20 protein-coding genes are annotated in these 21,712 nt (G+C 41.1%); 11 read left to right on the top strand and 9 right to left on the bottom strand.

What is annotated here, in order from left to right; all coding sequences use genetic code 11:
- Positions 1–54: 54 nt before the first annotated feature.
- The 8 genes from CWB76_RS04010 to cyoE all read left to right on the top strand — a co-directional run bounded on the left by CWB76_RS04010 (position 55) and on the right by cyoE (position 7,293).
- A complete protein-coding gene (locus tag CWB76_RS04010; protein WP_138605619.1) occupies positions 55–1,077 on the top strand; it encodes an FAD:protein FMN transferase in 1,023 nt (340 codons plus the stop codon).
- Between the two features lie 97 nt (positions 1,078–1,174).
- Complete coding sequence (gene nqrM, locus CWB76_RS04005) at positions 1,175–1,387, top strand: (Na+)-NQR maturation NqrM (protein ID WP_010391098.1); 213 nt, start codon at positions 1,175–1,177, stop codon at positions 1,385–1,387.
- A 324-nt stretch (positions 1,388–1,711) separates the two neighbouring features.
- Positions 1,712–2,140: a hypothetical protein gene (locus CWB76_RS04000; protein WP_010391099.1), complete on the top strand. Its 429-nt coding sequence runs from the start codon at positions 1,712–1,714 to the stop codon at positions 2,138–2,140.
- A gap of 329 nt (positions 2,141–2,469) precedes the next feature.
- A complete protein-coding gene (cyoA, locus tag CWB76_RS03995) occupies positions 2,470–3,423 on the top strand; it encodes a ubiquinol oxidase subunit II (RefSeq protein WP_138605617.1) in 954 nt (317 codons plus the stop codon).
- A 2-nt stretch (positions 3,424–3,425) separates the two neighbouring features.
- Entirely contained in the window at positions 3,426–5,414 is a 1,989-nt protein-coding gene (cyoB, locus tag CWB76_RS03990) for a cytochrome o ubiquinol oxidase subunit I (protein ID WP_138605615.1), read from the top strand.
- Positions 5,411–6,043, top strand: coding sequence for a cytochrome o ubiquinol oxidase subunit III (gene cyoC / locus CWB76_RS03985; protein ID WP_138605613.1), 633 nt, complete (start codon positions 5,411–5,413; stop codon positions 6,041–6,043). The genes cyoB and cyoC overlap by 4 nt, the downstream gene beginning before the upstream one ends.
- Entirely contained in the window at positions 6,043–6,399 is a 357-nt protein-coding gene (gene cyoD / locus CWB76_RS03980) for a cytochrome o ubiquinol oxidase subunit IV (RefSeq protein WP_008111918.1), read from the top strand. Before cyoC ends, cyoD begins: the two co-directional genes overlap by 1 nt.
- 9 nt (positions 6,400–6,408) lie before the next feature.
- Complete coding sequence (gene cyoE / locus CWB76_RS03975; RefSeq protein WP_008111919.1) at positions 6,409–7,293, top strand: heme o synthase; 885 nt, start codon at positions 6,409–6,411, stop codon at positions 7,291–7,293.
- Between the two features lie 182 nt (positions 7,294–7,475).
- Here cyoE and CWB76_RS03970 read toward each other — a convergent pair whose 3' ends face one another.
- Positions 7,476–7,961, bottom strand: coding sequence for an FMN-binding negative transcriptional regulator (locus CWB76_RS03970; RefSeq protein WP_349304267.1), 486 nt, complete (start codon positions 7,959–7,961; stop codon positions 7,476–7,478).
- Positions 7,961–8,536 carry a GNAT family N-acetyltransferase gene (locus tag CWB76_RS03965; RefSeq protein ID WP_138605611.1) on the bottom strand — a complete coding sequence of 192 codons (576 nt, stop codon included), beginning with the start codon at positions 8,534–8,536 and terminating at the stop codon, positions 7,961–7,963. The genes CWB76_RS03970 and CWB76_RS03965 overlap by 1 nt, the downstream gene beginning before the upstream one ends.
- A gap of 106 nt (positions 8,537–8,642) precedes the next feature.
- Between CWB76_RS03965 and pdxR the strand changes: the two genes are divergently transcribed.
- A complete protein-coding gene (gene pdxR / locus CWB76_RS03960; RefSeq protein WP_138605609.1) occupies positions 8,643–10,106 on the top strand; it encodes a MocR-like pyridoxine biosynthesis transcription factor PdxR in 1,464 nt (487 codons plus the stop codon).
- A 3-nt stretch (positions 10,107–10,109) separates the two neighbouring features.
- Here the strand turns inward: pdxR and CWB76_RS03955 are convergent, their stop codons facing one another.
- From CWB76_RS03955 to CWB76_RS03940, 4 genes are all read right to left on the bottom strand, one after another.
- Positions 10,110–10,787: a hypothetical protein gene (locus CWB76_RS03955; protein WP_138605607.1), complete on the bottom strand. Its 678-nt coding sequence runs from the start codon at positions 10,785–10,787 to the stop codon at positions 10,110–10,112.
- A 135-nt stretch (positions 10,788–10,922) separates the two neighbouring features.
- Positions 10,923–12,875: a phytase gene (locus CWB76_RS03950; RefSeq protein WP_138605605.1), complete on the bottom strand. Its 1,953-nt coding sequence runs from the start codon at positions 12,873–12,875 to the stop codon at positions 10,923–10,925.
- Between the two features lie 11 nt (positions 12,876–12,886).
- Positions 12,887–13,861: a metallophosphoesterase gene (locus CWB76_RS03945; RefSeq protein ID WP_138605603.1), complete on the bottom strand. Its 975-nt coding sequence runs from the start codon at positions 13,859–13,861 to the stop codon at positions 12,887–12,889.
- Between the two features lie 64 nt (positions 13,862–13,925).
- The gene (locus tag CWB76_RS03940; RefSeq protein WP_138605601.1) at positions 13,926–16,232 is read right to left on the bottom strand and encodes a TonB-dependent receptor plug domain-containing protein; all 2,307 of its coding nucleotides are present in this window, start codon (positions 16,230–16,232) and stop codon (positions 13,926–13,928) included.
- Between the two features lie 286 nt (positions 16,233–16,518).
- Between CWB76_RS03940 and CWB76_RS03935 the strand changes: the two genes are divergently transcribed.
- Together CWB76_RS03935 and CWB76_RS03930 are read left to right on the top strand one after the other, a co-directional pair.
- The gene (locus CWB76_RS03935) at positions 16,519–17,427 is read left to right on the top strand and encodes a GGDEF domain-containing protein (RefSeq protein WP_138605600.1); all 909 of its coding nucleotides are present in this window, start codon (positions 16,519–16,521) and stop codon (positions 17,425–17,427) included.
- A complete protein-coding gene (locus tag CWB76_RS03930) occupies positions 17,411–18,409 on the top strand; it encodes an AraC family transcriptional regulator (RefSeq protein ID WP_138605598.1) in 999 nt (332 codons plus the stop codon). The genes CWB76_RS03935 and CWB76_RS03930 overlap by 17 nt, the downstream gene beginning before the upstream one ends.
- On the opposite strand, the gene CWB76_RS03925 is transcribed toward CWB76_RS03930, so the two are convergent.
- From CWB76_RS03925 to ettA, 3 genes are all read right to left on the bottom strand, one after another.
- Positions 18,410–19,318, bottom strand: coding sequence for a histone deacetylase family protein (locus CWB76_RS03925; protein WP_138605596.1), 909 nt, complete (start codon positions 19,316–19,318; stop codon positions 18,410–18,412).
- Positions 19,319–19,375: 57 nt separating this feature from the next.
- A complete protein-coding gene (locus CWB76_RS03920) occupies positions 19,376–19,738 on the bottom strand; it encodes a PilZ domain-containing protein (RefSeq protein WP_008111924.1) in 363 nt (120 codons plus the stop codon).
- 137 nt (positions 19,739–19,875) lie between these two features.
- Positions 19,876–21,549, bottom strand: a complete 1,674-nt coding sequence (ettA, locus tag CWB76_RS03915; protein WP_008111928.1) for an energy-dependent translational throttle protein EttA — start codon at positions 21,547–21,549, stop codon at positions 19,876–19,878.
- Positions 21,550–21,712 lie beyond the last annotated feature (163 nt).

The following is a 21,712-nucleotide window of genomic DNA, read 5'->3' as shown; positions in this document are numbered from 1 at the left end:
TTTATGTGACGAGGCTTTTTTATATTAATTTTTAACCTATTAAGTAGGGTTGTTATGAACAAAGTAAATACTCCCCAGGGCATAATCGCCTTATTTATAATCACGCTGACTTTACTGTTATCTGGATGTGGAAAATCAGTCCCAGAGGAAACCTACTTAGAAGGTAAAACGATGGGTACAACTTACCACATTAAGTTTTACGCTGAGCAAGTTGACCCCCAAGCAGTACAAGCAGAAATCGATGCGGTTTTAGTTGATATCAACCAGTCTATGTCGACCTATATCGAAGATTCAGAAATAAACACCTTTAACCGTTTAGATGCCAACGAAGTAATGCCAATCAGTGATGACTTCAGGGCAGTTATTAGTGAATCTATGCGTATAGGTAATTCAACTAAGACCCTAGATGTGACTATGGGGCCGTTGATAGATTTATGGGGGTTTGGCCCAGATAAAAAACCAACAAAGCGCCCAACGAATGAAGCTCTGGCAAATATGATCAATAACATTGGTATAGATAAGTTGGTCCTTAACGAGCAAGGCTTAGCAAAAACGATGGCTGATTTAGAATTGTCGTTTTCAGCTACAGCAAAAGGCTATGGTATTGATAAAGTGGCTGAGCTATTACAAAGCAAAGGCATTACAGATTACATGGTTGAGATTGGCGGGGAGTTACGTATTGCTGGTACAAAACCAGACAATCAAGCATGGCGAATAGCAATTGAACAACCTGATGCTAACCCAGGTGAGCGAAAAGTACACCGTGTACTTGCACCAGGTAATAACGGTATTGCCACCTCGGGTGATTATCGAATCTTTTATACTATGGATGGCGAAACCTATACTCATCTTATTGATCCTATGACAGGGATGCCAATTAAGCATGACTTAGTTTCTGTTACAGTTTTACACCCTAGCGCTATGACGGCCGACGGTTTAGCGACTGCTTTAACGGTTATGGGAATGGAAAAAGCACAACGTTATGCGCAGCAGCATGATTTACCAGTGTATTTAATTGCCAAATCGCCTGATGGTTTAGTCACTTATTCAAGTCCTGCGTTTAAGCCTTATTTATAGTCTTTAGGTTTATATCCTTAGCATGAGGGTATATAATGTAAAGAGCTCAAATACGCTATTTGAGCTCATTTTATTGCTGAACAATAGGGGCTAAGCAATGTCACTTTTTTTTCTAACCTTTGGCTTACTTATTTTAATTGTCGCTGCGATGGCGATAGGCATGATAGTTCAAAGAAAATCGATGGCGAGTAGCTGCGGAGGCTTAGGCTCTGTAGGTATTGATAAAGCATGTGATTGCGATGATCCATGCGATAAACGCAAAAAGCGTCTAGCCAAAGAGCAAGTATGGAAAGAAAACCAAATTCTTTAAATAGATTTATTTCTGTTTAAACAAAAAACCTCTCGTAGCTCACTACGGGAGGTTTTTTATTTATATCGCCATAAATAAATCACCAGCTGATAAAATAATCGTGTTTTTATCTTGAACAGAAAACTCTCTTTGTTATACTCATGCCCGAACTTTCAGTAAGTTTTGAAAGTTCTATTGATGCGGATCAAATCTAGCTTAGCAAAATAGTGCTAATGCGTTGAGACTGTATTTCATGTCACTGTATAAGGCTTAACGGCTGCAACTTGTTTTTGTTGCCACGGTATACCTAATTTTGTTATTAGTCATTTTAATAGGTTAATGTTTTTGAACTCATTTTCTTTGTTTCATACCAGCGCTTTGCTTACCTTAGGTAAGTCAGTGTTGCATGAGCGCTTTAATAAAGCGAAAAGAGGCGTGAGTGTGGCTGTAACATTATTAGTTTTTAATGCCGTTATGTTGCTTAGTGGCGCTATCGAGGATGCCTTTAGGCTTGAAGCATTGATCAGTGATGGCTTTTTTATAGAGCCATTATTACTGACTATTGCCGAATTTTTAGCTCATCCTATCTTATCGTGTCAGTTACTTATTGGCCTTTGTTGGCTATTGTTCCACATGTTTCCAGCGCGTCGTGCTGGAATAATCCTCCGTAAAGCAGCCTTTGCTTTTAGCGAGGCTAAAGTTCAGCAACCCGTGCAAGCTGCACATGGTTGTCGTGCTCCACCTAGCTTTACAGGTTGTCTGTTTACCCATTAATTTTTATGGGTATAGGTTACACCTGTGGTATCTAATTATTTATTCTTGCTGTAAATAACGATTACTTTCATTGTAGCTTAGTGTTTTTACACACTCTCAGCCAACCACACCTCACCCAAGTTAATTTTTATTGCGTTATATTAATGTGTTTAAAAAAGCTGGGTTGGTTCTGCTAGGTGTTTTTTATTAAGCCAGTAGTCAATACTTCATGCTTGCATTCGCTCTGCATTATTTGTAATTCAATCTTAATTAACTTGGGTTTTTATCAAATATCGTTGCTAAATATTTTTGGCAGCTAATAAAAACTCTTTAGGTTTTAGGATAGTCCCTTGTTAATTCGTAACCTTTTTAATATTGCTTTAGCTAGTATGGCGCTGATTTTATCAGGCTGTAATGGCGGGGTACTCGACCCAAAAGGGCAGATAGGTATTGATGAGAAAAATCTGATCATCATCGCCACTGTGCTTATGTTGTTAGTTGTGATCCCCGTTATTGTGATGACTTTATATTTTGCTTGGAAATACAGAGACACACAAAACCATGAAATTTACGCACCAAAATGGGCTCACTCTAATAAGATTGAGGCTGTTGTATGGGCGGTTCCTATTGTTATTGTTGTTATTTTAGGTGTGATCACCTGGCAGTCAACTCAAGAGCTTGACCCTTATAAACCGATAGAGGGTAAAGGTGAACACTTAACTGTTGAAGTGGTGTCACTTAATTGGAAGTGGTTATTTATTTACCCTGAGCAAGGTATTGCTACGGTAAACGAATTGGTATTTCCTGCTAATGTTCCGGTTGAATACAAAATCACGTCAGAAAGTACCATGAACTCGTTTTTCATTCCCCAGTTAGGTAGTCAAATTTACTCAATGGCGGGCATGGAAACTAAGCTGCATTTAATCGCTAATGAGCCAGGCACGTTTAAAGGCTTTTCGGCTAATTACAGTGGTGCGGGTTTTACTGGTATGAAATTTAATGCCATCGCAACACCAACAAAAGCGGACTTTAACCAGTGGGTTGAACAGGTTAAAACCAACGCTAATAGCCTTACTCATGCCAATTATGTTGAGCTTGCCAAAGCGAGTGAAAACAATCCCGTCGCTTATTATGGCAAGGTTGATGACGGTTTATTTCATACCATAGTGATGAAATACATGCAGGCGCATGGCGATATGAACAAAAAACACCACTCGATGGGTAAACATCAGCAGATGAGTAATGAGCATCAGGCAATGGGTAATCATTTAATGCCATCATCACACAGCCAGGGCGAGGAATAATCATGTCGTTTTTAGGTAAATTATCTATAGATGCAATTCCGTTTCATGAACCTATTATCATGGTGACCATGGCGGTGATTGCTGTTGTCGGGCTTATTATAGCTGGGCTAATAACAAAATATAAAAAATGGGGTGTGCTTTGGCGCGACTGGATCACCTCGGTTGATCATAAACGCTTAGGCGTTATGTACATTTTATTAGCGCTAATCATGCTGTTTCGTGGTTTTTCAGATGCTATTATGATGCGTGCGCAGTTAGCGCTTGCTACCAGTGGCGCACCAGGTTACCTGCCACCAGAACATTACGACCAAATATTCACCGCCCATGGCGTTATTATGATCATCTTTATGGCGATGCCATTTATGATTGGTTTAATGAATATTGTTGTACCACTGCAAATTGGTGCTCGCGATGTGGCTTTTCCATTTTTAAATAATTTAAGTTTTTGGTTTACTGCCAGTGGCGCCATTTTAATAAATCTATCGCTGATATTTGGTGAATTTGCTAAAACAGGCTGGGTTGCTTACCCACCGTTGTCGGAGTTGACTTTCAGCCCTGGGGTGGGGGTCGATTATTATATTTGGGCCTTGCAAATATCGGGGCTCGGTACGCTATTAACCGCTGTTAACTTCCTAGTGACAGTATTTAAAATGCGTGCCCCTGGTATGACACTGATGAAAATGCCAATTTTCACATGGGCATGTACATGGGCAAATATCTTAATTGCGGCATCATTTCCAATTTTAACCGCAGTGCTTGCCATGCTAACGCTAGACCGTTATTTAGATTTTCACTTCTTCACTAATGAAGCAGGCGGAAACGCCATGATGTATATCAACCTGTTTTGGGCATGGGGTCACCCAGAGGTATACATTTTAGTATTACCAGCTTTTGGTATCTTCTCTGAAATAGTATCGACCTTCACTGGTAAACGCTTATTTGGTTATAAATCGATGGTATATGCCAGCGGTGCCATTTCTATTCTTGGCTTTATTGTATGGTTACACCACTTCTTTACTATGGGGTCAAGCGCGAATGTAAATGCCTTCTTTGGGGTGATGACCATGGTCATAGCTGTGCCTACTGGGGTTAAGTTATTTAGTTGGTTGTTTACTATTTACCGTGGCCGTTTGCGCATTACTGTACCGGTACTTTGGACGCTTGGTTTTATGGTTACCTTCAGTATTGGTGGTATGACGGGGGTATTACTGGCAATCCCTGGTGCCGATTATGTATTGCATAACAGCTTATTCTTAATCGCTCATTTTCATAACACCATTATTGGTGGCGCAGTATTTGGCTACTTAGCCGGGTTTGTTTTTTGGTTTCCAAAAGCAATGGGCTTTAAGCTTGATGAGCGTTGGGGTAAAGCGTCATTTTGGTGTTGGTTAATCGGTTTCTTCGTAGCCTTTATGCCATTGTACGTACTCGGCTTTTTAGGCATGACGCGTCGCTTAAACCACTCTAATAATCCTGATTGGAATATCTGGCTTTATATTGCTGCGGTGGGTGCCGTGATTATTATGTTCGGTATTATTTGCCAAGTTATTCAGCTATATGTGAGCTTTAAAAACCGCGAAGCGCTTGATGATACCACTGGCGATCCTTGGAACGGTCACACCCTTGAATGGTCAACGTCATCACCACCGCAATACTATAACTTTGCTGAAATCCCGCATGTTGATGATATTGATACATGGACTGATATGAAAGAAAAAGGCCTAGCTTATCAAGGTAAATCTAGCTATAGCCCAATTCATATGCCAAAAAATACCGCATCGGGTGTGTTTATTGCTGCGAGTTTAACGGCGTTTTGTTTTGCCATGATCTGGCATATTTGGTGGCTAGCAGGGCTTGGTTTTATTGGCGCGATTGCGCTGTTTATTAACCGTGCTTACACCAGTGATGTAGATTACTACGTGCAAAACGATGAAATATTACAAATTGAAGGCGCGCATATTGCCAGTAACACGAAGGAGGTAAGCGCATGAGTACGTTATCTGCAACTCAAGGCCATGTAAATTTAGAGCCTCATAGCGTAAATCATACGCATGAACATCACGATACCTCAGGCGATACAATCTTTGGCTTTTGGCTTTATTTAATGACCGATTGCCTTTTATTTGCCTCATTTTTTGCAACCTACGCAGTGCTTTATATGAACACCGCAGGCGGTGTATCGGGCAAAGATATTTTTGAGCTTGATTTTGTTGCCGTTGAAACTGCGGCGCTACTTATAAGTAGTATTACTTTTGGTTTTGCCATGATTGCCGCTCAAGGGCAAAAAAAGGCGCTGACGCTTGGTTGGCTCGCGGTCACTTTTTGTTTAGGCGCGGTGTTTATTGGTATGGAAATTTATGAGTTTCATCATTTAATTGTTCATGGCAATGGCCCACAGCAAAGTGCTTTTTTAACATCGTTTTTCTCATTAGTGGGCTTGCATGGTTTACATGTAACTGCAGGCCTTATCTGGATGAGCATAATGATGATTGAGGTGATTAAGCGCGGTTTAGGTAAACAAACCGTCACGCGCTTAAGTTGCTTAAGCTTATTTTGGCACTTTTTAGATATTGTGTGGATTTGTGTATTTACCGTTGTTTATTTAATGGGGGCAATGTAATGAGCCATAGCGAAACACATGCTTTAGAGCAAATGCAAAGCCAACATCATGATCAATCACATGGTAGTGTTAAAACATACCTGATTGGCTTTGTCTTATCAGTGATTTTAACGGCCATTCCATTTTGGATGGTGATGGAGGGCGACTTTTCAAAGGTCACCACGCTTTGGAGTATTGTTACTTTAGCAATCGTGCAAATTTGGGTGCATTTAAAATACTTTTTACACCTTAATTTCACCACTGATGAAGGTAAAGCAAATACCTTTACCTTCTTGTTTAGCGCGTTGATCATCGTCATGGTGGTTGGACTGTCTGTTTGGATCATTTATGAATCAAACGCAATGATGATGTATTAGAGGTTTCAGATGTTTCGTCGTTATTTAGCTGTTACTAAGCCAGGTATTATTATGGGGAATTTGATCAGCGTTGCCGGTGGTTTTTTACTCGCCGCCCGCGGTGATATAGACCCATGGTTAATGTTGGTTACCTTGGTTGGTTTATCGCTTGTTGTTGCATCGGGATGTGCCATAAACAATGTTATTGATAGAGACATTGATGTTGCCATGGCGCGTACTCGCTCACGTGTGACTGTAACGGGCGAAATGTCTGCAAAAGCCGCTTTAAGCCATGGCGTGTTATTAGGGCTAATTGGCTTTGGCTTATTAATCGCCTTTACCACTCAAGCGGCGGTATTTTTTGCCGCCTTTGGCTATGTCATCTATGTAGGGGTTTACAGCCTCTACATGAAACGCAACTCTGTTTACGGCACCTTTATTGGTAGTCTGTCGGGCGCAGTTCCACCTGTTGTTGGCTATTGCGCCGTTACGGGTGTGTTCGATATGGGCGCATTAATACTGCTGGTGATGTTTAGTTTGTGGCAAATGCCGCACTCATATGCAATTGCTATTTTTCGCTTTAAGGATTACCAAGCCGCTAATATTCCAGTATTGCCCGTGGCACAAGGTGTTAATAAAGCTAAGCGCCATATTGTGCTTTATATTGCCGTATATGCTTTAGTGGTGATGCTATTGCCAATTAGTGGTTATACCGGTGCTGCCTTTATGGCCGTTGCCTGTATCACTAGTTTTTGGTGGTTACTCATGGCACTTAGAGGGTATCGCTACAACATAGACACCACCCGTTGGGCACGCCAAGTGTTTGCGTTTTCAATTATTAATATTACCGCTTTGAGTATTGCCATGGCGGTAGATTATCAAACAATTGCGCCACAGTTAGTGGCGCTAAACTGATCATCATCTGATCAATGAACCGAGTTAATTCCCAAAGTTAACCAAAGGCTCTGAGCATTGCGAGGAGCCTTTTTTCATTCCTAAAACAAGGCCGCTATTGAGTGCTTATTGGCATCTACCAGACTTTGTTTTATTTTATTTCTTATAGCGGCTGATTTATTTTGACTGAGTTTGAAGTTACCTTACCAGTGAATTGGCGTAAGCTCTATAAAACTCAGGTGTTGATACATTGTATTGCGATGCTGCTCAGGCACTTCATTAATTTTCCACTCAGGCTCAAATGTTTTCTCAAAATGACTAGTAAGGGTTCGCATTACGAGATCTTTTTTTAGCTCATCTTTAATAATATGTACTTTTGCAGTCACTAACACCGATGCGTAAAGCCAGCTAGGCAATGTTTGATTATCCGCATAGGAGGGTGATAAATAGCAATTGTCACTATTAAAGAGTAAATTCACCTGTTTATTATCAAGCTTTGATAGTGGATTATGCTTTGCTACATGTGCAATAAACATATTTTCTAAAGAGTTGAATAACATAGGTACATGACAAATGTTATTTAATTGACTATTTGAGCAGGGCATAAAAATTGTTGCTAATGGAAAATTATTAATAAGCGCATGCAATTGCTCGGTATTTTTTTGCATAAAGTGCTCGGGTGGGTACATTATAATAGCTCCTCAAGTCGTAACTTTATAGCTGGCCATTGCTCGTCAATAATGCTGAATTTTGCGGTGTTGCGATATGAACCATCTTCTAGACGTCGGTCTTTTTGGGCTATTCCTTCAAACTTAGCGCCTAAACGGGCAATGGCATTGCGTGATTGTTGATTGTGCTCATGGGTATTAAAACTAATCCGTACTAAATTAAGTTGATTAAATGCATATCTCAGAAGTAAATATTTTGCATGCGTATTTACGTATGTTCGCTGTGCAGTGAAGCTAATAAAAGTATGGCCAATTTCAGCGCTTAAGTTGTTACTGTCTAACCTAAATAAACGGGTTGTGCCAACAACTTGCTGTGAATGTTTATCAATAATGGCAAAAACCACTTGCTCGTTTTGATTAAACTGCGCGCTATGTGTAAACCATTGCTCCAACTTAACTTGGGTTTGTGTGTAATTACTTAATACCCACTGCCAAACTTGTGGGTGTTTACCTGCTTGATATAGACCCTCGAGATGTTTGAGTTTAAGTGGCTCTAAGGCAACCTTGTTGGTTTGATGAATTTGCGTTGTGAACATTATAAGCCCCATATTTTGCTATTTATTCATAACAAATGTACGCTTTATTGGTTTGTTAAAAACAACCAAAATTTAATTTTTACCTATACCAGTTTGGAAAGTGTTTATGCAGCCACTTAATATAAAGCTCACTAGCCAGAGTAAAGCTAAATACCTGCAAATAGCAGATGCACTTAGGGAGTCGATTATAAAAGGGGACATTCTCGCTGGCAGCAAACTCTGCTCTGCACGCGATATGGCACAAGCGTACGGATTAAACCGCCATACAATAATGAATGCCCTACAACTTCTTGTCGCAGAAGGATGGTTGGAATCCTATGAACGATCAGGCTACAGCGTTACCAATACATTGCCTATTCAAAACAGTATAAACACTGCCCAGTCTCAAGCATTGGATCCTAAGCCGTATCGGTTTGCTACCACGCTTACGGTGTCAGAACCTACAATGGACTTAAATCACTATGCTTATAACTTTGCTGGAGGCTTACCCGATTTAACACGCTTTCCCTATAAAGAATTTAAACGCTCTGTAAGTCATGTGTTTAATCATTTAGATACCAGCCAATTTCATTATGGTAGTGTGGCTGGGGAGCCTAATTTAAAATCGCAAATTAGTCATTATTTATACAAAGCACGAAACCTAAAAACAGCCGATATTCTTATGTGTAATGGCTCTCAAGAAGCGCTTTTTTTAGTATCAAAAGCCTTTATTAATAAAGGCGATTATGTTGCAACCGAAACCTTAGGTTACCCGCCTGCTCGTAAAGCATTTGCAGCATGTGGCGCGCAGCTTATAGATATAAAACAAGATGATGAAGGGTTGTGTGTTGATGATTTTAAAACTCAGCTTGAACGCTATCCCATTAAACTTCTGTATTTAACGCCACTGCATCAATACCCAACGACTGTGACCTTATCACCCACCCGGCGCTTACAAATTTATCAGCTGTGTTATGCCCATAATGTGATGATTATTGAAGATGACTACGACCATGAATTTCACTACCGTTGCCAGCCTTTGCAACCCATGGCTGCCGATGACCCCGCAGGCATTGTGATATATCTATCAACGTTTTCAAAAATTATGTTTTCAGCAGCAAGGATTGGCTATATCTGTGCAGCGCCTGGGGTAATCGCACAATTAACCGCATGGAAGCAGCTAATGAACCATAAAAATGATGTGATTATGCAATTAGCTGTCGCACACTGGATGAAAGAAGGTGGTTTTGAACGCCATTTAAAGCGTATGACAAAGCTCTATAAGCAGCGCTATGAAGCGATGGGTGATTATCTAACGCAGCTGCAATTATCAGGCTATCCAATTGAATATATAAAACCCGACGGTGGCATGGCGATGTGGGTTAATTTAAATAAACCGGTGGACCAATTAAAGCAAGTACTGCAAAGTAAAGGTGTGTATGTACAGGTTGAGCCTGAATTTTACTTTAAAGACTCAGAACGTAGCTTAATACCTAAGCAACACAGTTATGTACGTTTAGGATTTGCTGGGCAATCAACTTTGGCGATGCAAGCTGGGCTTGAATTGATTGCTGAACACGTTTTCAAATAAAGCTTATTTACTTAAGCTTTCAGCATCATAAAACATCGGTTTCAATGTGCCACAATTTATAAACTTATAATTGAGCTCACCAGCAGAGGGCACTTCAGTTGAGGTACGAAACTTTTGTAAACAGGCACCACTTAAATCAACAAACATAATATGATGATAGCTTGGTGGCTGAGTTATTTGGTGAATGTAAATGCGCTCGTTATTTTTTAGCGTAACCATGTCGTACTGTTGCCATTTCGAGGCTGGACTTAAATCAGTTAGCTCACGAGTAAATAACTGCTCGCTAAGCTCTATTAATTTATCACTGTAAACTAAGCTACCTCCTTGTCTAAAATCTCCAAGATACACATCTGCGGTAATCGCGACTTCTTCGCCTCGCATTAAGCGTTGAATATTAAACGGCTTTGATTTTACGGTAACTAACTCAGCATCACGTACTAAATCTAAAAATGGAATATCAGATACATCTACCTTGTACATAACATGCATATCATAAGGAAGCTCAAAGCTTGGAATGTTAATGGCGTATACACTTGAACCTTTATTAACCAATACCATGGCATGCTCTGCTTCATATTTGGGGTTTAATGGCGGAAGTTCTGGTGGTTCTTCGGCATTAGCAAGCGAGCTGGTACAAAATACAATGCTGATAAATAAAGATGCGAAATAAGGTAGCCGCATAATAACCTCAATTAATTTATAGATATAAAGTGTAGTATACATTTATAAAAAATTATCTTTAGTTAAATTTTAGTAAGGCTTAAACGTGATACACACTTAAGTTTTAGTGTGTATCAGTATATTTAGAGCTAGCTATTATCTAATTGCTTTTTTCACTTCGCGCCAGTCAATAATCTTAAAGTTTTGTGGTTGTAATGGCATGCGGTTATAGCCGTCTTGCACTATAAGCATGCCTTCAGGATAACCTGGTAAAGCCGTTGCTGTAACGGTTAAGCCATCCGTTTCACCTACGCCATCAATGCCTTTATCTAGGTTTGCAATTACATTAAACTTACCTGCAAAGCTTAGATTAGGCTGTTTATCATCTGATATGTTGTAAAGCACATAGCTATTATCGCCTTGGCTTGATACCACTAAATAGCGAGCATCATTAGCATGATAAATTTCCATACCTTCTACATCTGCCACCAGTTGCTTATTAACACTTTGTAGCTTTACTGCTTTGTTACCAGCGGTAGGCTCTGCACCTATATACCAAATTCCTGCATCTTCTTCGCCTGCAAATAATTGGCCTAGTTTATCATCAGCACTACAGCCTTCTGGCTGACTAGGTAGGGTAAATTCTCTGACCAATTCACCTGTTACGGAATTAGCATTACCAGTTAATTTGTATTGTTGAAATAAACCTGATTTATCATTAACAAATACGTAATGGCCAGAATCAGACGAATACATACACATACCGTAAATCTCAGGTAGGTTAGTCGCGACCTCTGTTACATGGTTTAGTTTGTTATCGCCATCAACAGTAAATACGCTAATGCTATTAAGCGTACGGTTGCTGGCAGTGATCCACGTATGGGTTTCGTTGTTTATACCTTGATGTTGGCGCACATCAACGTTATTTAAACGGCCAACATTAAGCGACTGTACTTTGTTGCCAGCAAGGTCATAAACCATCAAACCACGGCGTTTATCTGTGCCTAAAATTAAGCTGTTTTTAGCATCTTGCTCATTTATCCAAATAGCCGGATCATCTGCTGCATCACCAAACGCTGCAACCGGTGTGGTTTGTGCGCTGGCATGAAGGTGAGTCATAGCAACTTTGCTATTTGAGACAGAAGTTTGCGCTGCGTAGTTAACGTTTGCTTGAATGTAAGCGCCGGTTTCATCATCAATCAAAACTAGCTGCGCTTGATTGTCATTAATAAAGCTTGCTGCAACAGACTCAATAGTGTACTCACCTGACAGTGACCATTGGCTAAGCGTGTCTGTTTGAGCTTGGTAAGCATAAACCACATTACCATCAGTGGCGCTGAGCCATAAAGTACCGTCTTGTGATACTGATAAAGCTCCGATTTCAGTTTTTAATTCGCCGTATGGCTGTACTAAAGCCACAGGTTGCTTATTGGCATCTGATTCTGCATCAGCATTAATGGCCCACACTCCGAGCTCTGCCTCACCCACATACAGGGTTTTTGTGTCGTCATTTACTGCACAACCTGAAGCCTCAGTGACCGCAGGAAATTCACGTACTGCGATATTTTTAGCTTGGTTAGTGGCTAAATCATATATAACCGTTTCGCTGATCAAGCCGCGAACATCCGGCACAAACGCTGATACAGTCTCGGTATTGGTGTTTTTAAATAAACACACAGCATCTGGCTGGGCTTGAGGCGGACTAATACGAGTGAGTTCATTTAGCTGCCAAGTTTGGCCATTCTTTATCAGCTTAAAAATGGCTACGTTGTCTTGGCTCTTATCAAGACTGGCTAATATAAATTGCTGCGCTGATAATTGTTTTAGTGAAATTGACTCAAAGTTACCGGCTAACAGCACATTGCTTTTCTCGTTATCGGCAAGTAATAAGCCCTGGCTTTCGCTCGCCATTAGCCATTGATTATTACCTAGCGCTGCTGCTTGTGAGCCTTGCATGTTTTGTTGTGGGCCAAATAACTTAGCCTCAACAGCCGGCTTTGCTATTTCTGTCGTGTTTTGCGTATCGTCATTACTTGTACAACCGCTAAGCGCAGTTACAAGCACAGCACTTGATAGTACCGCTGAAATTGTATTTAGTTTAAAGTTCATTATTTTATCCTTTACTTCTCTAGGTGCTTTTCAGTGTTAAAACGTACTTCACCAAGGTGATTAATCGCGCTTGCACTGAGAGTTTCGCCATTGATAGATACACTTAAAAAGCCCGGTGTTGCTTCTGCGTAGCGGGTAAATTCACGTTGTTTTACAAACCGCGCTTCGCTGCCACCACCAGAGACAAAGTGAGCCACCTTGCTATTTTTTGGTTGGTTGTATTGCAAGTCGTGCTCGTGCCCTGCGATATAAGCGTGCACGTTATGACGCTCCAAAATAGGTTCTAAAATGTCGCGAAGCCCTTGGTTGCGGCCAAAGCGTTTACCACTTGAATAAAGCGGGTGATGGCCTACCACAATTTTCCATTTTGCGTTACTGCCAGCAAGTTGGGTTTCAAGCCAAGTAAGTTGGGTTTTATAGTCTTGTCCTTGGGTTGAACGGTATTTATCACGGTCTTTATATTCAGGCTGAATTGGGTTGGTATCTAAAAACACCATTAACACTTGCTCGTTGTTTTCAAGCGCAAATGTTTTACTGTAGTACCTTGCAGGTAACTGCCAACGTTGACTTTTTTCGGTGTAGTCAATTTGTGCTTGGGCATTACCCAAGTAATCGTGATTACCTAAAACAACATACCAATCTTCAAATGTGTGCGGGCCATGGTATATGTTCTCAAAGGCTGATTGCCAAAGAGGATCGTTCACACTTGCCACGCCATTTGGGTAAAAGTTATCGCCGGTCGAGACAATAAAATCGGCATCGGTTTGGTACATAGCAATTTCTAGCTGATGAGCCACTTCTTTTTGATAAAAGTGGCCGTTGTGTCCCCAATCACCAATAACCATAAAGTTAAGGCTATTAGGCAACGTAGTTAACTTGGCTATTTTTTGTTGCTGGTATAGCGCATCTTTATAAATAATGGGCTCGCCAGCACTAAGCGCTGATGAGCACAGTATCGCGGCCATTATGAAAGACAATTTAAACATGTTTTAACTCCAAAAAAGCACGCGATGCTTTGCCATTACGTGCTTAAAATGACAATACGTGTGATTAGAATGCGTAACGCAGCATTACTTGAATCACAGGGCCTGCTTCTTCCGATTCAAGCTCGTACTCATCAAAGTCACGATTGTTTTGATCATCAAGCGAGTCAAACTTATTGAAAACTTCGTCTTTGCTGGCATCCAGTAAGTTTGAACCTACAAGGCGTAGAGTGATGTCATCCCAGCGCTTTTCAATGAAAAGCTCTAAATCAGCACCGTAAGAAGTTGTTACTTCTTCACCCACAAAGCGTCCGTATGCATCACCTTGATTACGGTACGTTGCCCCAAATGATGCGCGTAGTGTTGGTAAATCTTGGATAAAGCCAACGTTATAAACATAATCAGACTGGTCGTTAAATTTACGCTTACCAAAGCTGTCTTCAACTTCACTGTCGAGCCAAGAGTAATTTAAGAAGATACCTGTATTAGGCATGTTCAAGGCGCTAAGTGGGGTTGATAAATCAAACTCAATACCTTGAACCGTACCATCGCCGGTATTTTGTGGTTGCAGTACAAATGTGCCTTCACCTTCTGAGCCTTCAACACCGGTACTGGCAATTTCAATAAGGTCGCTAACGTCACGGTAAAATACGTTTACACCTACAACGCCACTTTTACCTAAACGGTATTCGTAACCTAAATCGATACCCCAAGATGATTCTGGTTTAAGGCTTGGGTTGCCTAAAAAGTCATTATCAGCGAGCTCTTCTTCAAGTAGGGCGGGTGTCATGTAGTCAAAGTCAGGGCGACGTAAGCTGCGAGCAACAGAGGCGCTGACTCGTCCGTTATCACTGACGCTGTAACGAAAGTGAGCCGACGGTAAGAAAAAGTCATAATCATTTTCGGCAGTAACGCCTTCATTTGTATCGGTAATGCTTGAGTCAGTTGACTCCCAGCGCACACCCATCTCCCACGAGAACACATCCGCTTCATGCTTGATTAGCGCAAACAAGTCAAAACGGTCTTCTTCAAGTTTATTAACACCGCCGTCTACTGGTTCAAATTCGTTGTTAAATTGTGCTAATGACATTGGCGTCTCGCTAAATTGAGCCCATCCAGTCAGTGTTTGCTCACTTTCATCTTCAGCGACAAAAATGGCGGTATCGCGCTCTTTTCCTTGCACAAACGCACCAAACTGAACTTCTTTCGAGTCACCTACCAGTAAGCTGTGCTGCCATTGTAATGACCATTCTTTATCATCGATATCAACGGTTTCTTCTGCTTCTTCAAACACCATTGGGAGCTCTGAGGTATCAAGCTCAACTTCTTGTTCGTAAACAGACTCTTCAAAGCTGGCATAACCTAACTTAAATTTGCTGGTACCGCCCAGTAGTGGTAACTCATAGCCAGAATTAATGTTGTAGTTGGTTTGATCAATAAACGAAACGTTTGCGTTATCTGAGATTAAATTACCACCCTCAACGACAGAGCCTGAGGTTGCAGATGCGTCGTCGTATTCAAAAGAGCGTTCGTCTTCGGTACGGTCGGTATCAACCCACATGGCGCTAATATCAAACTTGCCACCGTTATCAAACACCTTTTCAAAGCTGGCATTTAAAGAGGTGTCATCGCCATCACGAGTATCAGATTGATCTTCACGGTTATCAAAATCGTCTGTAGCGTAATTCGGGTTATTTTCAGGGCTATCGCCATAACGTCTGCTTGATTTTTGTTTTGGGTTATAACGACCTTGTAAATTGGCACCTACTAGTAAACGGCCACCTGCAAACTCAGTACCGTAAACGCCCGCAAAGCTTTCTTTTAGTTCGCCGTCATCGTAACGTAAGCCACCAGCGCGAATATAACCGCCGTCTAAGCTATAGCCATCGCGTAGTACAATATTAAGTGTGCCTGCTATAGCATCGGCAGAGCGGTTGGCACTAGATGAACGAATAATTTCTACACGCTCAATTAATTCTGCTGGAATACGGTCCACAAAAAATGAACGGTCAGCACCGGCGCCCGGAACTTCTTCGCCATTAATAAGTACTTTTGTGTAAGCAGGGCTTAAGCCGCGCATACGTGCGCCGTCTGATTCAAGTACGTCAGATAAAAAAGTCACACTAGGAACACGCTTTAGTGCATCACCGGCGGTAAGTGGCTCAAAGCGTTGAAAGTATTCTTGTGAATATTCAAGCGTCGGTGCTAGTTCTTGCGAGCGGTTGCGATAACCAATCTCGCCATAGACCACAAGCTCTTCAGAAACCTTTACTTCAGGTTCCCTTGGCGATGTTTGTTCCTCTGCATTCACGCTAACACTAAATTGGCTCAGTGCTAATGCTGCCACAACAGCATTTAACTTAAATTGTTTCATTGATTTGCTCCGGTTGTCCTTGGTTTGGTGAGCAAACTAAAAAAAGTTAATGACGCTAATGTGACAGTTTTACAGTTAATTCCTGATAAAAGGCCAACTTAGTACTTTTCAAACAGACAGTTGAGCTGTTTAAACACGGTTCCAGCGCACTAAAAATGGTTATTACTAGGTTAAATACCTAAAAACTTTAATCTCAATGTCATATCAATGAGCCAAAATGACTCTGCCTAATAAATCAGTACCGCGCTAGCATACGTAATAGTGTAAACCTTAGAAGACTTAAACAATGCGATATAACCCATTTACCAGCCATGCAAAATTAACTAATACCATCATTTTATTATTAGTTATTGCTGTAGCAATATGCGCTTACTTTGGCGAACTTAAGCAATGGCAAGACATTGCGTGGCTCGATATTGTTGGTGAGGGCGGTATTGTGTTGATGACCCTCAGCTGGATAGTTGCGTTACTTTTTTCACGTCCGCCAGGCAAAGTAACTACCTTATTAGTATTAGGTTTAGGTTTGTTTATGTTCTCAGCCACACTCGATTTACTTGATGAGTGGTTAAAACAACCTTCACAATTATGGCTCACCTGGTTTGAGTCACTACCAGCGCCGTTTGGTATGTCGCTTACCAGCGCAGGGCTTTATTATTGGCATCAAGAGCAATTTGTTTTAAATCGTCAATTGCGTCGTCGTGAAGCGCATCTTCGCGAACATGAAAAGGTCTGTCCGGTAACAGGGTTATACCGAGTTAACTACTTACATTCACTCATGCAGCAACAACAAACAGAGCAGCAAGGCGGCACTTTAGGTGTTATTGATATTCGTGATTTTGCAAAGTTTAATGCGCAGTTTGGTTTTAGTGAAGGTGATAGGTTACTAAGAGAAATTAGTGATTTATTAGTAATGAATTGCCGGTTAAATGATGTGCTTTGTCGCTATGCCGGAGATTGCTTTATTGTGCTTATGCCGAATACCAGCCAAAGCCAAGCCAAAGAATTACTAGCGCAAATGAAAGCGGCGCTTAACCATTGTGCGTTTAAAGTCGCAAAAAGCAAAGGCGCACAGTTTCAGCATATTTTAACCGCCACCATGGCAATGGATTTAGCGCAAGATCCAGTGCAGCAAACCAGCCTGTTACATCAACAATTACAACAAGAAAAGGCGCTTGTAGGTGCAGCAGTATATTAGTCTAGATGATAAATACCTCAGCGCGGAGGGAATTATCACTGCGCTGGTGGAGCTTGCTCAAGGACGAGGGATCCCGCTGCATAAATTGCTGCGTGGTACGGGTATTTTTGAGCAAGATTTATATGATCTATCACAGCGCTTTAGTTTATCGCAATTATTGGCTTTAATTAGCCAGTTTAAAGCCTTAATGAAGAGTAATGATAGTGGCTTTTTACTGGGTCATCAATTGGTTAATGACGTTAGCCCAGCAGTGCAAAGTGTGCGTTTAAGCCCCAGTTTAGGTATGGCTTTGAAGCAATTACAACAAATTAGTACCGTTATTGCCCCTTTATTATTTACCCGTAGGCATATATTTAAAGACGATTTATATCTGTACTTGCAACCGAGTATCGGTATGGACGAGTCATTAAAAAATTATTGTTTTGAAATATACAGCGCTGCGTTAATGAGCTTACTAAAACGAGTATGTAATGTGTATCCACATTGTTATTTTGACTTTACTTGTAAACGCCCTCGGCATATTCAAGAATATGAGCAGCACTTAGGCTTACGAATACGGTTTGAACAACCCTATACCCGTTGGCACTTTAATAAACAACTACTTAAGTGCACAAACCCAGAGGCTAGTCAGCTTAGGTGGCAGCAGTGCATAGCGCAAAGTGAGTTACATAAGAATGTATCACAGTCTTTTGTTGTGGCTGTGTGCCAGCGCATTTACCGTGATAAAAACAACAGCCTTGCTAACAGTGCTGAGCATTTTGCCATGAGCTCTGCTACGTTTAAACGTAAGTTAAAACAACATGGTGTTAGCTATTCGCAATTACAAGATGAACAAAATAAACTTAAAGCTCTGCATTTACTGGGGGTGTGCCAGCAAGGTAATGAACGAGTGGCTGATCGGCTTGCATTTTATGATATTCCTAACTTTCGCCGTGCATTTAAGCGTTGGACCGGCATTACGCCAAGTCAGTTAAAAATATAATTAAAAACTAGCCGCTTGCTCTATAACAATGCCATGGCGCTTTGCTAGGCGCTGATGATCTCTGTCATAGCCTCCACCAATCACAGTGGCAACAGGGGTATTATTTGCAAGGCAGCGTTTAAGCACTAAGTGATCGCGCTTTTCTATCCCTTGCCAACTAATATCCAGTTTGCCTAAGCCATCCTCTTGCCAAATATCAACGCCAGCATCGTATAAAACAAGATCCGGGTTAAGCTCGTTTAATAAAAATTGCAGCGTATCGTCAACAATACCTAAGTATTCAGCATCTTGCATATTATTGGTTAAACCAATATCTAAATCGCTAGGGGACTTTCTAAACGGGAAGTTTTTTTCACAGTGTATTGAACAGGTAAACGCATAAGGTTGATGAGCCAGCATAGCTGCGGTGCCATCGCCTTGGTGAACATCTAAATCAAAAATCAGTACGTTGGTAACTTCCCGGTTTTGAATTAACGTTTGTGCGGTAAAGGCTAAATCGTTAACCATACAAAAACCCGATCCAAAATCACTGTGGGCATGGTGAGTGCCGCCCGCTAAATGGCACGCAAGCCCATTTTCAAGTGCTAAACGCGCGGTTTGCAGTGTTCCTAGCGGGGCGGTAAATGTGCGGTTCATTAGTGCTTGTGACCAAGGCAGGCCAATACGGCGCATGGCTCTTTCATCTAGGCGGTTATGCCATAAATCGTGAATGTAGTTTTCACAATGTACTATTTCTAGCTCTTCTACACTACCATGTGGTGGTTCTGTGATATTACTGCCAGCAAGTCCAAGGGTTTTAACATGCTGGTGTAGCTGAGCAAACTTACTCATTACAAAGCGATGCTTGGGATCAAAACTAAACGAGTAGTTAGGATGATAAACTAAAGGTAGATTGGGGTTTAAACTCATATCTGCGTCGTTTAATTATTTTTGGTTATGGTAATCAACTTCACGCAGTGCGTCTATTTATGTTTGGTGAATAAGCGTTTCAAGCTCGCGGTGTAATAATGTTTCATCAGCAAGGTTTAGCTCAACTAAACGTTTTAAATGCGTGATACTGTCTATATCAATACTATGGCATTTAAGACCAATATGATTTTCTTCTATGTGACGAATAACCACCGGCATTTTTATTTCAATATCGCTTTGTGGCAAAGTAAAACGTAGTACTGCTTCGTCATTTTTGTTCCCAGTAAATGCATCGCTTTTAGTAATAAGCGCACCATGTAAAGAGATATCTAATAGAGTGCATTCATACTGGCTGCTAGCCATAACTAATTGCGCAGCAGTAGAGAACATAATACGAGAAAATTGCCGACGGTTTTGCATAATAATCTTATAAAGCTGTTATTTATAATAAGCATAGCTGGTAATGCCCAACACGCCAATTTGCTTAAAGATAAAAATAGCTCGCATAAAAAAGCCCCGCATTAAATGCAGGGCTTTTAACTTATTCACTGTGGCTGTTAGCCAATTTTTTTATACTTTATGCGCTTAGGCTGTGCAGCTTCTGCGCCAAGAGTCTTTTTAAGCCACTCTTCGTATTCAGTGTAGTTACCATCAAAGAAGTTAATTTGGCCTTCGTCGCGGTAATCTAAAATGTGTGTAGCAATACGGTCAAGGAACCAACGGTCATGCGAGATACACATTACACAACCTGGGAATTCTAAAATAGCATTCTCAAGAGCACGTAATGTTTCAACGTCCAAGTCATTGGTTGGCTCATCCAGAAGCACCACGTTGCCGCCTGCTTTTAACAGCTTAGCTAGGTGTAAACGGTTGCGCTCACCGCCAGATAAGTCTTTAACAAACTTTTGCTGATCGTTACCTTTAAAGTTAAAACGGCTAACGTAAGCACGGCTTGGGAACTCAAAGTTACCAATTTTTAGTACATCTTGGCCGTCAGAGATTTCTTGGAATACCGTTTTGCTTTCGTCCATGTTGCCACGGAACTGATCAACAGTTGCCAGTTCTACTGTTTCACCAATGCTGATATTACCGCTATCTGGCTGCTCTTCACCGCTTAACATTTTAAATAGCGTTGATTTACCTGCACCATTGGCACCAATAATACCCACAATAGCGCCCTTAGGCATGCTAAAGCTTAAATCATCAATTAAAACGCGGTCGCCAAAGCTTTTACGTAAGTTGTTTACTTCTAATACTTGGTCACCTAAACGTGGGCCAGGTGGAATAAACAATTCGTTGGTTTCGTTACGTTTTTGGTAATCAGACTGTTGTAGCTCGCTAAACTGCGCCATACGTGCTTTTGACTTAGCTTGACGACCTTTAGGGTTTGAACGCACCCACTCAAGTTCTTGTGCAATTGATTTTTGACGTGCTTTTTCAGATTTTTGCTCTTGTTGTAAGCGGGCATCTTTTTGCTCAAGCCAAGACGAGTAGTTACCTTCCCACGGAATACCTTCACCACGGTCAAGCTCTAAAATCCAACCTGCTACATTATCAAGGAAGTAACGGTCATGCGTTACTGCCACAACAGTGCCTTCGTAGTCATGTAAGAAGCGCTCTAACCAGGCAACCGACTCAGCATCTAAGTGGTTAGTTGGTTCATCGAGAATCAGCATGTCTGGTTTTTCAAGTAACAAACGACAAATAGCAACACGACGGCGCTCACCACCCGATAGGTGCTCAATTTTAGCATCCCACTCAGGTAAACGAAGTGCATCGGCAGCACGCTCTAATACGTTATCGATATTATGACCATCGTGCGCTTGAATAACCGCTTCTAATTCACCTTGCTCTTTAGCCAGTGCGTCAAAGTCAGCACCTTCCATTGCGTATTCGTTATACACTTCGTCAAGGCGGTTAAGGGCATGTTTTACTTCACCTACAGCTTCTTCAACAATTTCACGAACTGTTTTGCTTTCGTCTAAAACAGGCTCTTGCGGTAAGTAACCAATTTTAGTGCCTGGTTGAGGGCGAGCTTCACCTTCAAACTCTTCATCAACACCCGCCATAATGCGAAGTAGTGATGATTTACCAGAACCATTTAAACCTAGCACACCAATTTTTGCGCCTGGGAAAAAATGCAACGAAATATCTTTTAAGATAGTGCGTTTTGGTGGCACAACCTTAGATACTCGACTCATCGAGAATATAAACTTATCAGGTAAAACCATGGAAGAAGCCTTCAAATAATAATAAAAATTTCAATGCTGTATTGTAGTGGCTCACAGGTGAAACAGTCAACGAATGGCACTGTTTTAAAGTACATATTCAATTTATACAAACCGCGTGAATAAATTTCATTTAGACATCTATACATCTAGAGGTTGATATTTT

It is taken from the genome of Pseudoalteromonas sp. S1609 (assembly GCF_005887255.1).
Lineage (GTDB): Bacteria > Pseudomonadota > Gammaproteobacteria > Enterobacterales > Alteromonadaceae > Pseudoalteromonas.
This window is presented reverse-complemented; position numbering and strand designations above follow the sequence as displayed.

What these genes read in the sequence shown, in the direction of transcription:
- CWB76_RS04010 (WP_138605619.1), top strand. Translation starts at nt 55, where the DNA reads ATGAACAAAGTAAATACTCCCCAGGGCATAATCGCCTTATTTATAATC.
- nqrM (WP_010391098.1), top strand. Translation starts at nt 1,175, where the DNA reads ATGTCACTTTTTTTTCTAACCTTTGGCTTACTTATTTTAATTGTCGCT.
- cyoB (WP_138605615.1), top strand. Translation starts at nt 3,426, where the DNA reads ATGTCGTTTTTAGGTAAATTATCTATAGATGCAATTCCGTTTCATGAA.
- cyoC (WP_138605613.1), top strand. Translation starts at nt 5,411, where the DNA reads ATGAGTACGTTATCTGCAACTCAAGGCCATGTAAATTTAGAGCCTCAT.
- cyoD (WP_008111918.1), top strand. Translation starts at nt 6,043, where the DNA reads ATGAGCCATAGCGAAACACATGCTTTAGAGCAAATGCAAAGCCAACAT.
- cyoE (WP_008111919.1), top strand. Translation starts at nt 6,409, where the DNA reads ATGTTTCGTCGTTATTTAGCTGTTACTAAGCCAGGTATTATTATGGGG.
- CWB76_RS03970 (WP_349304267.1), bottom strand. Translation starts at nt 7,961, where the DNA reads ATGTACCCACCCGAGCACTTTATGCAAAAAAATACCGAGCAATTGCAT.
- CWB76_RS03965 (WP_138605611.1), bottom strand. Translation starts at nt 8,536, where the DNA reads ATGTTCACAACGCAAATTCATCAAACCAACAAGGTTGCCTTAGAGCCA.
- pdxR (WP_138605609.1), top strand. Translation starts at nt 8,643, where the DNA reads ATGCAGCCACTTAATATAAAGCTCACTAGCCAGAGTAAAGCTAAATAC.
- CWB76_RS03955 (WP_138605607.1), bottom strand. Translation starts at nt 10,787, where the DNA reads ATGCGGCTACCTTATTTCGCATCTTTATTTATCAGCATTGTATTTTGT.
- CWB76_RS03950 (WP_138605605.1), bottom strand. Translation starts at nt 12,875, where the DNA reads ATGAACTTTAAACTAAATACAATTTCAGCGGTACTATCAAGTGCTGTG.
- CWB76_RS03945 (WP_138605603.1), bottom strand. Translation starts at nt 13,861, where the DNA reads ATGTTTAAATTGTCTTTCATAATGGCCGCGATACTGTGCTCATCAGCG.
- CWB76_RS03940 (WP_138605601.1), bottom strand. Translation starts at nt 16,232, where the DNA reads ATGAAACAATTTAAGTTAAATGCTGTTGTGGCAGCATTAGCACTGAGC.
- CWB76_RS03935 (WP_138605600.1), top strand. Translation starts at nt 16,519, where the DNA reads ATGCGATATAACCCATTTACCAGCCATGCAAAATTAACTAATACCATC.
- CWB76_RS03925 (WP_138605596.1), bottom strand. Translation starts at nt 19,318, where the DNA reads ATGAGTTTAAACCCCAATCTACCTTTAGTTTATCATCCTAACTACTCG.
- CWB76_RS03920 (WP_008111924.1), bottom strand. Translation starts at nt 19,738, where the DNA reads ATGCAAAACCGTCGGCAATTTTCTCGTATTATGTTCTCTACTGCTGCG.
- ettA (WP_008111928.1), bottom strand. Translation starts at nt 21,549, where the DNA reads ATGGTTTTACCTGATAAGTTTATATTCTCGATGAGTCGAGTATCTAAG.